This is a genomic window from Bacteroides sp., assembly GCF_028690125.1.
In the GTDB taxonomy this organism is placed as follows: domain Bacteria; phylum Bacteroidota; class Bacteroidia; order Bacteroidales; family Bacteroidaceae; genus Bacteroides.
This window is the reverse complement of sequence record NZ_JAQVBV010000024.1, coordinates 14,817-28,170: the sequence shown is the minus strand read 5'-3', so window position 1 is coordinate 28,170 and position 13,354 is coordinate 14,817. Positions and strand designations below refer to the sequence as shown.

Below are 13,354 nucleotides of genomic sequence, written 5' to 3'. Positions count from 1 at the left end.
AACAGGTTACATAAATAAAATTAAAATGATATTAAATAAAAGACCTATTTGTCATTATTTCACGTAGATAATTATAACTTGCAAAGCCTTTATTATTGTAATTATTATGCAATGCATTCTTTATTCTATATGTTTTTGCCTATTTGGGGCTGAACATTTGTCGAACTAGAAGTAAGAAATCATTTTATTCTGTTTTAACTGATCTGAAAGATTTCGTCATAGCATTGTAATTACGAAGTTTAAATCTAATATTATGTTCATTATCCGGCATTATTTTAAGTATTTGCCAAAGGAATAAGTTTGAAGACTAGCAGAATATTGGAAGGTAGAAGATGTGGTTTTAAAGTAGATTATCATATCTGAAGAAGTTGCTATTTTATATGTACCTTATAATATATCTTATATGAAATACTTAAATGTTAGCAGGTTGCTTGTTTTTAGCTTATTTACTGTATATTCTTATCTGCTTTGTGCAGCGGAATCTTCTTTCTATTTAAAGAAATTGCAAGTAGAATATGCAGAAACTCCGTTGGGCATCGACGTGGAAAAACCTCGTTTTAGCTGGCAAATGGCAGTCTCTTCGGATCGGAGAGGATGTATGCAGGCTGCATATCAGATTACTGTAACAGATGAGCATGGAACTGAAGTGTGGAATTCCGGGAAAGTAGTTAGCGACCTGTCATTGAATATTGAATATGAAGGACAATCTTTACAACCAGTTACGCATTACTTGTGGACACTCCGTGTCTGGGATACTAAAGGCAAAAGCGTATCAGCTTCTTCGTGGTTTGAAACCGGATTAATGTGCCGGAATGATACAGATGAGATATGGGGAGGTGCCAAATGGATTGGAGGTGGCGATGATGACCAAGCATTACATTCGCAGTATCTTCCGGTGTATCGTCTCGACTTTGCTTTACAGCTTGACAAACAATCACATTCTACTAAGGCAGGGTTTATATATGGAGCAAATGATCATCGTTTGATGAATAAATTTAAAAACCTGTATCATTTACAAAATGCCAAAGATGAATCTTATGTAATGATAGAACTGGATATTGCTCCGCTCATTTCAGGCAAAGAGGCACAAGTCAATGTTTATCGTGTTGGTTATCATCCTGCCGACCGGAAAGAGGTTCCGTTGAAAAGCCTGACTGTTCCTGCTTCGTTGATCAATGAAAATAATAAATATGAAAAGCATATCTTGTCATTAACTTCCATATATGGTATCACTCATCTATTTATTGATAATGACCAAAATAAAATTGGAGAGGTCAATCTTAATCCCATAGGTCGTGGCGGTGATTTCATTACTTTCCCTGTACTTGGTGATGTTGGTTATTCGCTTTCGGAAGGGCAGTCTGCAAATTTTTCAGAGATCAGGATCCGGCATTATCAGCAGCCTTCCAACATCATTCGTAAGATTGAATTTGCAACAAGTCCCGGTTCATTTCGGACATTGGACCCAAGTAGGAATTCAATGCCTATGCTCCGTACGCAATTTGTTTCGGAGAAACCGGAGATAAAGAAAGCGCGACTTTATACCACTTCACGAGGTATCTATGAAGTCTACATGAATGGAAATAGGATAGGGAATGATTATTTTAATCCGGGGCTGACACAATATAACAAGATGCATATCTATCAGACTTTTGATGTGACCGATTACATTTTGGAAGGAGAAAATGTAATCGGTGCTCTGTTAGGAGAAGGTTGGTGGAGTGGAGGATGTACCTATTCGGGAGAACTTTGGAATTATTTTGGTGATCGTCAGTCATTGCTGGCTAAACTTGTCGTCACGTATGCTGACGGAACGGAAAAAGTGGTGGTGACTGATCCATCTTGTTGGCAATATTTCAATGAAGGTCCCATACGTTATGGCAGTTTCTTCCAAGGTGAGATATATGATGCCCGAAATGAAAAACAGATAGAGGGATGGAGCACTCCCGATTATAAAGCAACGTTATGGAAACCGGTCCGGGAAATTATGCTTGATGGAACTGTAAGTACTGCCGGTAGTCATGGTTGGGCAACAGCTAACGATTATTCGGACTTTTGTATGACCGGACAATTCGGACAAACAATAAAAGCTATAAAAGAGCTTACCGCTATTTCTGTGAATGAAGTCCGTCCGGGTGTTTTTGTATATGATATGGGACAGAATATGGCAGGAGTTCCTAAGATTAGTTTATCCGGAATTCAACCGGGAACAAAAGTATATCTGCGTTTTGCGGAAGTGACTTATCCTGATTTGCCGGAGTATAAGGGAAATATTGGTATGATCATGCTTGAAAATATCCGTGGAGCCATGGCACAGGATATTTACATCACGAAAGGCGGAGATGAAACTATTTCTCCGCGGTTCACCTATCATGGTTATCGTTATCTGGAGATTACAGGCATCGAAAAGCCGCTTCCGTTAGAATCTGTCAAAGGAGTGGTTTTAAGTTCTATTGATGGTCTCACAGCCAACTATGAAACCTCAAATGCAGAGGTGAACCGACTATGGCAGAATATATTGTGGTCTACTTATGCTAATTTTATGTCAGTTCCTACGGACTGCCCTCAACGTAACGAACGGCTTGGATGGGGCGGTGATATCTCGGTTTTTTCACGTACGGCTACTTATATGGCCTCTCTGCCTCAATTTTTACGCCGTCATATGTTTGCCATGCGTCAAACTCAGCGGGCAGACGGACGTTTCGCGGACATAGCTCCTCTTGGAGGAGGTTTTGGCGGTCTGCTTTGGGGAAGTGCGGGTATTACAGTGGCGTGGGAGTCATACCAACAATATAATGATCGTGTGCTTTTATCCGAGCATTATGATGCCATGAAGCACTACATACAATATGTCCTCGAAAAATGTTTTGACCCTTCTACCGGAGTACTGATTCAAGAACGTGCCGGATGGAATTTAGGTGACTGGTTGGGATTAGAAGACGGAAAGAATGATAAAACGTTGTTATGGGAGTCTTATTTCATTCGTGATCTTGACTTAATGCAGAAAATAGCCATGGCTTTGAATAAGAATGAAGATGCGGAATGGTACAAAAAAATAGCTACCGAACGACGAGATTTTTTTGCTCGTACCTATATTCATCCTGCTACCGGAAAAACTATAGCTTCCGGAGCCGATGGACCGAAGAAAGGTGATTTTGTGGATATCCAGACATCTTATGTACTTCCCTTAGCATTCAATCTGGTGGACTCTGCAATGAAAGATAAATTGGCAGAACACCTTGTGCAGACGGTGACCAGAAATAATAAAACCGATCAGGGACGAGAATGCCCTCCTTATTCTTTGATGACAGGTTTCATAGGTACAGCCTGGATTAATCAGGCTTTGTCTGAAAACGGGCATCAGGATATTGCTTATAAATTGTTGCAGCAAACTACTTATCCATCCTGGCTTTATCCTGTTGAACAGGGAGCTACAACCATTTGGGAACGACTCAATTCATATACTCATCTTGATGGTTTCGGTGGTAATAATAGCATGAATTCTTTTAATCATTATTCTTTTGGTGCCGTTGGTGCATGGATGTGCAATTATTCGTTAGGTATTCAGCGTGATGAAAACTATCCCGGATTTAAACATTTCATCTTGAAACCGGAAGTAGATACAACGGGAAAAATGACCTATGCAAATGGTTATTTTGATTCAATGTATGGACGCATTAAAAGTAGTTGGAGGCACGAAAAGGATGTATTGGTTTATCAATGCACCGTTCCTGCCAATACAACTGCCCGCGTCTATCTTCCTGCCGCTTCGTTGAAAGAGATTTCGGAGGGGAATCAGTCTTTGAAGAAAAGCAAAGGCGTGAAATATATAGGTGCGGAAGATGGGAAAGTAGTATTAGATCTTTCTTCGGGTGACTATTCTTTTAAGATAGGGAGGTAGGGTTCAGGTAACATCTGTTTATAAAAAATGAAAAACGAATAATGAAAAGACTAAAACTACTAACGTTGGCACTGATGACATTGTCACTAAATGCTCAGGAAAATCTGAAATTGTGGTATGAACATCCTGCGCAGGAATGGGTAGAAGCATTGCCTCTCGGAAATGGGCAAATCGGAGCAATGGTATTCGGTGGTATCGAGAATGAGGTGATACAGTTGAATGAGGTGACTTTGTGGTCTGGCGGACCACAAAAAAAGAATGTAAATCCTGACGCATTTAAATATCTGAAACCTATACGTGAAGCATTGGCTAAGGATGATTATCAGAAAGCTACTGAGCTTTGCAAGAAAATGCAGGGGTATTTTACAGAAAGCTTTCTTCCTTTGGGCGACATTCGCATCAAACAAAGTTTTGATGGTAAAGTGCATTCATCGGGCTACGTAAGAAAATAGGGTTTGAATGAAGCTATTGCTACTACCGAATTTGTTGTCGGAGGAGTGAAATATACCCGTGAAATATTTACTTCAGCTCCGGACAGCGTTATGGTAATAAGTTTCACTGTTAATAAATCCGGGAAACTTACGTTGGATATTGCTTTGAACAGTCTTCTTAAAAATACGGTCACTGCTAAAGATAATACTATACTTTATATGAATGGGCAAGCCCCTGTCCATGTAGATCCTGTCTATCATAACAGACCGGGTAAACCGGCAATTGAGCAATTAGATGCTGACGGACTTGGAGGTATGCGTGTTCAGGCTATTTTAAAGGCTTTACCAGTCGGAGGAACTGTTCAGGCAGATGAAAATGGTATCCATGTGAAGAATGCCGACGGATTAACCTTATTATTGTCAGTAGCAACTAGTTTCAACGGTTTTGATAGACATCCGGATAAAGAAGGTAAAGACGAGAAAATCATTTCGCAGCGAAGGATGGATAGTGCAATGGCTATTAATTACGACGAATTGAAAAGAAAACACATTTCAGATTTTGGTAGTTTCTTTAATCGTGTAGCGTTACATTTGACTGACACACTGAATAACAAAGTGAATGAAAAGCTCCCTTCGGATTTTCGTCTGAAGCTTTATTCTTATGGAAATTATGATCCGGGATTAGAGGAACTCTTCTTTCAATATGGAAGATATCTGTTGATTTCTGCCTCTCGTCCGGGTGGCTCGGCTGCTAATCTGCAAGGTTTGTGGAATAAAGAATTTCGTCCACCCTGGAGTTCAAATTATACCATCAATATAAATACTGAGATGAATTATTGGCCGGCTGAAACAGGCAATTTGTCGGAAATGCATATGCCGCTGATCGATTTTATTAAGAATCTATCAAAAACGGGAAAAGCAACTGCACAAGAATACTATCGTGCACGGGGATGGGTGGCTCACCATAATTCAGATATCTGGGGATTGAGCAATGCCGTTGGAAATTGTGGGCAAGGCGAACCGGTTTGGGCGAATTGGTATATGGGAGGCAATTGGCTCTGTCAGCATTTATGGGAACATTATTGCTTTAGCGGTGATAAGGATTTTCTGAAAAATGAGGCTTATCCGGTAATGAAAGAAGCTGCATTGTTCTGTTTCGACTGGTTAGTGCAAAAAGATGAGTATTTGATAACCTCTCCGTCTACTTCACCGGAAAATTGGTTTTGGGTAAATGACAAATATTATGCAGTATCAGAAGCAACAACGATGGATATGGCCATTATTCGCGATCTCTTTACGAATCTGATTGAAGCTTCGGAAGTCTTAGGCATCGACAAGAAGTTTCGCAAGCAGTTGATAGAGAAAAAGGAAAAACTATTCCCTTATCAGATAGGTTCGCAAGGGCAATTGTTGGAGTGGAGTAAAGAATATAAAGAGACGGATACTCGGCATCGACATCTTTCTCACTTATTCGGTTTGCATCCCGGACGTCAGATTTCTCCATTGACAACTCCTGAACTGGCAAAAGCTGCCAATAAAACCTTTCAAATTCGCGGAGATGAAGGTACAGGATGGAGTAAGGGCTGGAAAATTAACTTTGCCGCCCGACTATTAGATGGTGATCATGCCTATAAAATGATACGTGAAATTATGCATTACTGTGATCCTTCTGCAAGTGGAGTAGGAGGAACTTATCCGAATTTCTTCGACGCTCATCCACCTTTCCAGATTGATGGTAACTTTGGAGCAACAGCGGGATTTATAGAAATGCTTCTTCAAAGTCATTTGAAAGAACTTCATTTGTTACCGGCTTTACCAAACGCCTGGCCTTCTGGAAGTGTATCAGGTTTAAAAGCCAGAGGAAACTTTGAAGTGGAAATTGTTTGGGAAAAACTAGGGTTGAAAGAGGCTAAAATCAAGTCGAATATGGGAAATAAGTGTGTTTTAAGAACTCAAGTCCCGATTCGGATAGAAGGAGTTATATCCAATCAGGTAAAAGAAGGCAATTATTATATAAATAAATTTGATACAAAAAAGGGAGGTATATATATAGTAACTGCTACTGATAATTGAAAAAAACGGAAATAGTCAGATTATAAAATGTGAGAAAACGTACATACATAACGAGCTGGATGTTATTATCCAATAAAATATCTCTCATCTAAATTCGACAAATGGAGACAGGTGGAAAGTTGCTCCAAAGTCGGGCTATTCTATTTCTTTCTTTATAAAACTAAAATGCTCTGCAAGATTAAATCTTGGCAGAGCATTTTTTAAATGGTTAAGGTTCGGTTTATTGTTTAACTTTAATAATATCATAATTCAAATCGCTGACAGCTTCTTGCAGGCTATCATTTACCAAACGCAAGGTAGTGTCATTGATAATAACAAAATACATAGGAGCATCACCAGTTTCCGGAGTCAATTTAACAGCAGTCTTAGGCTTTTTGTTCACTATTTTATTAACGGTTTGTTGTTTACCTTTAGAAGTGAAGGTCTTATTTTTGCCTTGCCCTTCTGCGTCAAGGTAAGTCATATCCAGCGTATAAATAGTATCTACACCGTCGGTAGCAGCATTCAGGGTCAGTACATAGTCAATACCCGGACCGTCAGCAGCCGGAAGTGTACCTTCAAAAACTTCCGTCATTTCTGTGATCGGAGACATTGCAAGTGCAAGACTGTCTGCTTCTGCCTCTGCGGCTTTGTTTGCTTTTGACTGGCAAGATGCCAAAGCAGCTACAACGGCTGCTAACATAATTAATTTTTTCATCTTTAAGTGCTTTAAGTTAATATAAATATAGTGAGCTATTGCTCTGTTTAATTTTTATTCTTCATTGTCCCGTCTGATGACCAGCAGTTTATCTACTCGTCCACGGTCCATATCAATTACTTCGAATTGCAGGTTCTTGTAGGTAAAAATATCTCCGGCTTTCGGAATACGTCCTATCAAAAACATTGTCAGTCCGCCAAGGGTAGTAAAGTCTTCATCTTCCAGGTCCTCGTAGGATAAGATTCCCATTTCATCCATGAAGTCTTTGATGTTCATAGAGGCTTCCACCAGCATCGAACCGTCCTGTCTTTTCACAATATCTTCTTCTTCGGTATCATCTTCTTCAAGAATATCTCCAAAGATACTTTCGGTCAGGTCGTGCAAGGTGATAATCCCTTCTGTACTACCATACTCGTTTACAACAACTCCCAACTTATTTTTGTTCTTCTTGAACAGCTCTAAAATTTTATTTGCATATAAACTTTCTGGAATAAACAATGGAGGACGGGCTATTTCGCGCAAATTGAATATCTTTTTATTGCCTACCATCAGAATAATATCTTTTACGGATACAACACCGATGATTTCATCTTTACGTTCATCCACTAGCAGATATTTGCTGTAATGTTCTTCTTCGATGGTCTTCATTACTTTTTCTTGTGTATCGTTGGGATGAAGAAATATTAAATCCCTGCGGTGGGTCATCAATTCATTCGCACGTTTATCCGAGAAACGAAATACATCACGCAGCATTTCGGTCTCTTCTTTGTCAATCACTCCCTGTTCCGAACTTTGGTGAAGAATCATTTTAATTTCTTCCTGTGTCATTGGCCGGTCTTCGTTCTTAACACCGATGACCTTGCTAAGCAAGCGCGTCGATATGCTAAGTAACCAGACGAAAGGATAAGATACTTTTGTCAGCAGAATCATGACCGGACTGAATAATGTTGCATAGCGTTCCGGATTACTCAGAGCAATGGATTTAGGAACAAGTTCTCCAATGATGAGCGACAGATAAGTAATGATAGCTACTGTAGTTACCATCGCCAGGTTGCGAGCATATAGCTCCGCTCCGGGAATCATTGAAAAGAGAGGGACAAGATCGTCTGCAATGGCTACACCACCATAAGCACCGGATATAATACCGATAAGAGTAATACCAATCTGAATGGTAGATAAAAACTTTTCGGGTTCTTCCAATTGTTTGAGTACACCACGAGCAGATTTGTTTCCCCTACTTGCAAGGGTTTCGAGACGAGCTTTACTAGAAGATACTAAGGCTATTTCGTACATGGCAAAGATACCATTGAGTACAAGTAAAAGAATAATGATTAAAAATTCCATAAATGGAGTTAAATGGTTTATGCGTCGAATTTACATCAAATCATGACAGCATACAAATATGTACCATTATATTAATGAATTTTTAATAAACGGCTGTTGAACCTTTTGACAAATACAGCTTGATATGATGGGAATACTTTATTTATGAAGTAATGTATCTTAATTAACAGATCATATGCAAAAGTCTCTGTCATCCGGAACGTAAGTGAAAGATCTTCACTGTCTTGATAGTAAGGCGAAGAAGAAAAGCTTCGCTACGCTCTGCATGACAGATACCCTATTGATAACTATTTTTTAGGGTAGGTGTCAGCTTTTGCCTTTGCTCGTTCTATACGTTTCATGGTGTCCGGATGAGAAGAAAACATCTTTTGCAGATAGGAAACTTTAGGAGCACCGGCAGACAGTTCCTCCAATTTGATCAATGCCTTGGACATGGCATAAGGATCAATGTTATTCTTTACGCAAAATTCAACGCTATAGTCGTCAGCCGCATTTTCTTGCTTCTGAGAAAACTGAGCACTGGATAAATTATCAGCTATTGTCCCTAGCTGAGATTCGGTTAGTTTGGCTAGCTTTTCACTAATGATACCTGCTGCATTTTTTACGGCAGAACGAATATAAGCATTCTTCATGGCATCTTTGGAATCCGTGTGAATTACGTGACCGATTTCGTGACCTACTACTGCCATTAGTTCTTCATCTGTCATGGCATCCATGAGTCCGGCACAAATGCGAACACTACCGTCTCCGCAAGCAAAGGCATTTACATCTGCTACTTCGTATACTCCAAAGTTCACTTGTAACCCGTCTACCTCCTTGATATTTCCGGTAAGTCTCTCCAATCGTTGTCCATATTCACTATCTGGTTTTGTCAGTTTGTTTATAGAATCCATCCAAACCATATATTCTTTGCTTATTTTGACAATATCCGCATCTGATAAAGTTACAGCTTGTACAGCATCTTTTCCTGCTTGGATTGCTTTACCGATCTTACCGAATTGGGCGGTAGCTTCAAAACAATTCATGATTAAAAGTAACAAGGTCAGTAGTGCAATTTGTTTTTTCATTTTAGTGATTATTTAATTCATAAATATATATGTCGGATTAATATTCAAAAGTGATTCCCAGAGTAGGTAATATAGTACCACTTTCTTGTTTGATAGCTTTCATAACGTAACGTTGATCACCTATAGGAACTTCAGGATTCTTGATTTCTCCTGTGCTCATTAATACGTCAGCCTGTTTCAGTTTACTGGCTGTGATATTTTGCAGATCGATATAGAAGCCTAACATACAACGTTTCAGATAAAATGTTTTATCGATACGAATGTCTACTTGACTGAAGGCCGGTAATCGCTCCATGTTGTATTGAGTGTAGTCATAATAGGGTTTACCTTGAGCATCCCAGGCAGTTACTAACGAAGATTTATCAGCATCATATGGGGTGTATGGAGCTCCACCGATGCAGCTTAGTTTCATGCCGACGCTCCACTGGTGAGGCAAATAATAAGTACCTCGTAGATTGAAAATAAATCGGTTGTCCCATGCAGAAGCAATGTATTCACTTTCTTTATTGTTGCGGTATTCGCTTTTAAAGAGGGTGAATGAAGAAGCTAAGTTTAATTTTTGCGCTATCAGCCATTTTAGTAATAACTCTGCTCCGTAAGAACGTCCTTGTGCAGTAGAAGTGAGAAGCTCATTGCCGATTACTCCATAATCATTTCCTTTGCAGGTCAATGGAATATTGTCTACTACCGAAAGAGGTATTTTGTCGTAATCTTTATAGAATCCTTCGAGAGATACTTCAAAAGAGTCTCCTTTACGCCAACTAATTCCCAGACTTTCTTGGCTGACCTTCATATATTGGAGTGTATACTTATTGGCAAATTGTCCGTTGTTGTTCTTAAAACCGAGGGCTGTGTAAGGAGGGAGCTGATAATAGAGTCCGGCATTTCCGCTTACAGTCCAATGATCGGTCAATTGGTAGGAGAGGGATAAACGGGGTGATAGCTGATCGGAGAGATCCTTCATTGCTGAAGAATAGTTGTTAGCGTCCCCTCTTAGTCCTAAAGAAGCAGTTAAACGGTCATTCGTTGAAGTGTAATTGAAAGTTCCGAAAAAGCCCCAACGCATGATTCCCAGATAAGTATGATAGTCGAACATTCCTGCACGGTCGGTATATACCCGTTGAAATGTTGTGTTGGTATATTGGCTGTAATCCAGATTGACGCCAACATTAATTTTCCAGTTACGGAAAGAGGAGCTATTTTCTAGACGTAGCTTACTCTCTTGTTCCGTAGAACGCAGTCGGAGCATTAGATTATCCAGATTGCTTTCATCATTTTGAAAATATTTGGTGTTACGATTGTTCATATAACTATGGCTAGCTACAACCGATTGTATATGTGCACCTGCATAGTGACGGTAAACAGTTCCTAAAGTGAAAGTGCTTTGCTCTATTTTGGGAAGGTAACTAAGAATATATTCATTATCTTCACTATCGGCTTTAGTATTTAATTTCATCTTGTCGATACCTCCCAATCCTAAAACAATTAGTTCGTTTTGAGCATTAAAGCGGGTTTTTATTTTGAATTGTGCATCTGTAAAAGTCGGTAAGAAAGGAAGTCCTAGCATATCAAACAGAAATTGCAGATAGGATTGACGGACCGATACCAAGTATGAAGTCTTTTTACCAAAATGTCCGTTCGAGGCTAAAGATACTTCAGAAGCTCCGAGGGTAGCTTTCACAGAATTACGTTCCATATCTCCATCGCGTAACTTGAAATCGAGTACAGAACTGAGTGCATTTCCTTTGTCCGCGGGAAAAGCCCCGGTATAGAAATTTACTTCACGGATCAGGTCTGCATTCAAGATTCCTACCGGACCACCGGATGCTCCTTGCGTACTGAAGTGATTGATATTTGGAATTTCTACTCCATCAAGATAAAAACGGTTTTCAGAAGGCGACCCACCTCGTACAATCAAGTCATTGCGATAGCCAATTGGTGAGAAAGAGACTCCCGGATAGGATTGAACGATTCGGGAAATATCTCGATTAGCTCCCGGACTCTTTTCTATTTCCTGCAAACCAATAATGCGTAGGCTGACAGGGCTTTCTACACTACGTCGGAAAGGAGAGACGGTAACGGTTACTCCTTCAAGTTCTGTCAGGTTCTCTTCCATCTCTATGGAGACATTGAGATTTTTAGTTGATAAGATGTATTCGGGAGTTGTTACACTTTTGTATCCAATGGCTGTGGCTTGCAGACGATAAATACCGGGTGGCACTTTGTCAATGGTAAAATGCCCTTCTGCATCAGTAACAGTACCTTGATTCAAGCCAATTATCATCACATTGATGAATTCCAATGGCTCACGGCTGTTTTTATCAATCACTGTTCCTTTCACCTGATGAACAGGTTGTGCTGAAAGTAGGGTGATTGTTGTACAAAAAAATAATAAGAGTCCTGAGAATCTTTTCATAATGCTATTATGGTTTAGTAAATGCAAAGTTAGTTGAATTTTGTTTTATCATCTCATTTTTATGTCTTATTTTTGTGCAGATGATAAAAACTTGTTTGCTATGAGAACAGTAAAATTAATTACTTGCAACGATGCAATGACAGCTCATATTCTTCAGGGTGCATTAGAGAATGAGGGCATAGAATCAGTTTTGCACAATGAGAACTTCTCTTTCCTGTATAGATGTTTTGTGAATAACATAGCAGGAGTAGATATATTTGTTATGGAAGATGAGTATGAAAGGGCAGTTCAGATATTAAAAGAGAACCAAAGTTGGCCTGAGGATTTGAAATATTGTCCTTATTGTGGTTCGGAAGATATAAAGTTTGTATTGAGGAAAAGTAAGCGAGGACAGGCAATTGGTACAGCAATAATTTGTGCGTGTGCGTTTGTACCTCCCGGAAACAGTTATTGGGAATACATATGCAAGCAGTGTCACCGTGCGTTTGAAATACCCGCCTCTAAAATCTTGTCTACAGAGGAGGAGAAAGAAGAATAATCTATAATTATATACATGAAAATGAAAAGATTTTTATTAATTACCTTATTATTAGCTTTGGTAGCTCCCTCTTTTGCTGCCAAAGTAGATACGTTATTAGTTAAAAGCCCTTCCATGAATAAGGAGGTTCAAGTGGTAGTGGTAATACCGGATGCGGCAATGGGAAAGAAAGCAGTAGCTTGTCCGGCTATATACTTGCTTCATGGTTATGGAGGAAACGCTAAGACATGGGTTGGATTTAAACCAAATCTTCCTCAGATTGCAGACGAGAAGGGTATTATATTTGTCTGTCCAGATGGAAAGAATAGTTGGTATTGGGATAGTCCGAAGAATCCGGCGTTTCGTTACGAAACTTTTGTTTCATCGGAATTGGTGAAATACATTGATGAAAACTATAAAACGGTTGCCGACCGCAAGGGGCGTGCAATCACAGGACTAAGTATGGGTGGACACGGTGGTATGTGGACCGGCATTCGTCATAAAGATACGTTTGGTGCTTGTGGAAGTACCAGTGGCGGAGTCGATATTCGTCCGTTCCCAAAGAATTGGGATATGCCGGTTCAGCTGGGTGATTACGAGTCTAATAAGGAAGTGTGGGATGCGCATACCGTGATCAATCAACTTGATGGGTTGCAGAATGGTGAATTGGCTATTATTTTTGATTGTGGCGAAGCTGATTTTTTCTTGAATGTAAATAAGGACTTGCACAACCGTTTGGTGGAACATAAGATAGATCATGACTTTATTACACGTCCTGGAGGACATACAAGTGAGTATTGGAATAATTCTATTGATTATCAGATTCTTTTCTTTGATAAGTTCTTTAAAAAATAATTTTATTTAAACTGGATTCGTAGTTATATGGAGATGGTAAGGACAGTACATAT

At 39.5% G+C, this 13,354-nt stretch carries 8 protein-coding genes and 1 pseudogene; 5 read left to right on the top strand and 4 right to left on the bottom strand.

Annotated features, from left to right (window positions below; genetic code table 11):
* Positions 1–403 precede the first annotated feature (403 nt).
* From PHO71_RS15420 to PHO71_RS26235, 3 genes and pseudogenes are all read left to right on the top strand, one after another.
* On the top strand, positions 404–3,901 hold the full coding sequence (locus tag PHO71_RS15420; protein WP_300205012.1) for an alpha-L-rhamnosidase: 3,498 nt from the start codon (positions 404–406) through the stop codon (positions 3,899–3,901).
* A gap of 41 nt (positions 3,902–3,942) precedes the next feature.
* Positions 3,943–4,764: pseudogene (locus tag PHO71_RS26240) on the top strand (glycoside hydrolase N-terminal domain-containing protein); the annotation flags it as partial.
* A gap of 69 nt (positions 4,765–4,833) precedes the next feature.
* A complete protein-coding gene (locus tag PHO71_RS26235; protein WP_367279906.1) occupies positions 4,834–6,405 on the top strand; it encodes a glycoside hydrolase family 95-like protein in 1,572 nt (523 codons plus the stop codon).
* Between the two features lie 220 nt (positions 6,406–6,625).
* Here the strand turns inward: PHO71_RS26235 and PHO71_RS15410 are convergent, their stop codons facing one another.
* The 4 genes from PHO71_RS15410 to PHO71_RS15395 form a co-directional block, all read right to left on the bottom strand.
* The gene (locus PHO71_RS15410; RefSeq protein ID WP_300205010.1) at positions 6,626–7,102 is read right to left on the bottom strand and encodes a copper resistance protein NlpE N-terminal domain-containing protein; all 477 of its coding nucleotides are present in this window, start codon (positions 7,100–7,102) and stop codon (positions 6,626–6,628) included.
* Between the two features lie 54 nt (positions 7,103–7,156).
* Positions 7,157–8,446, bottom strand: a complete 1,290-nt coding sequence (locus PHO71_RS15405) for a hemolysin family protein (RefSeq protein WP_300205009.1) — start codon at positions 8,444–8,446, stop codon at positions 7,157–7,159.
* Positions 8,447–8,733: 287 nt separating this feature from the next.
* On the bottom strand, positions 8,734–9,513 hold the full coding sequence (locus tag PHO71_RS15400) for a M48 family metallopeptidase (protein WP_300205007.1): 780 nt from the start codon (positions 9,511–9,513) through the stop codon (positions 8,734–8,736).
* A gap of 37 nt (positions 9,514–9,550) precedes the next feature.
* Positions 9,551–11,929, bottom strand: a complete 2,379-nt coding sequence (locus tag PHO71_RS15395) for a TonB-dependent receptor (RefSeq protein ID WP_300205006.1) — start codon at positions 11,927–11,929, stop codon at positions 9,551–9,553.
* A gap of 100 nt (positions 11,930–12,029) precedes the next feature.
* Here PHO71_RS15395 and PHO71_RS15390 point away from each other — a divergent pair, with 100 nt between their 5' ends.
* Entirely contained in the window at positions 12,030–12,467 is a 438-nt protein-coding gene (locus tag PHO71_RS15390) for a DUF2007 domain-containing protein (protein WP_300205005.1), read from the top strand.
* Between the two features lie 15 nt (positions 12,468–12,482).
* On the top strand, positions 12,483–13,301 hold the full coding sequence (locus tag PHO71_RS15385; RefSeq protein ID WP_300205003.1) for an alpha/beta hydrolase family protein: 819 nt from the start codon (positions 12,483–12,485) through the stop codon (positions 13,299–13,301).
* Positions 13,302–13,354 lie beyond the last annotated feature (53 nt).

Excerpts from the sequence above, each read along its gene's own strand:
- PHO71_RS15420 (WP_300205012.1), top strand. The coding sequence starts at position 404 with ATGAAATACTTAAATGTTAGCAGGTTGCTTGTTTTTAGCTTATTTACT.
- PHO71_RS26235 (WP_367279906.1), top strand. The coding sequence starts at position 4,834 with ATGGATAGTGCAATGGCTATTAATTACGACGAATTGAAAAGAAAACAC.
- PHO71_RS15410 (WP_300205010.1), bottom strand. The coding sequence starts at position 7,102 with ATGAAAAAATTAATTATGTTAGCAGCCGTTGTAGCTGCTTTGGCATCT.
- PHO71_RS15405 (WP_300205009.1), bottom strand. The coding sequence starts at position 8,446 with ATGGAATTTTTAATCATTATTCTTTTACTTGTACTCAATGGTATCTTT.
- PHO71_RS15400 (WP_300205007.1), bottom strand. The coding sequence starts at position 9,513 with ATGAAAAAACAAATTGCACTACTGACCTTGTTACTTTTAATCATGAAT.
- PHO71_RS15395 (WP_300205006.1), bottom strand. The coding sequence starts at position 11,929 with ATGAAAAGATTCTCAGGACTCTTATTATTTTTTTGTACAACAATCACC.
- PHO71_RS15390 (WP_300205005.1), top strand. The coding sequence starts at position 12,030 with ATGAGAACAGTAAAATTAATTACTTGCAACGATGCAATGACAGCTCAT.
- PHO71_RS15385 (WP_300205003.1), top strand. The coding sequence starts at position 12,483 with ATGAAAATGAAAAGATTTTTATTAATTACCTTATTATTAGCTTTGGTA.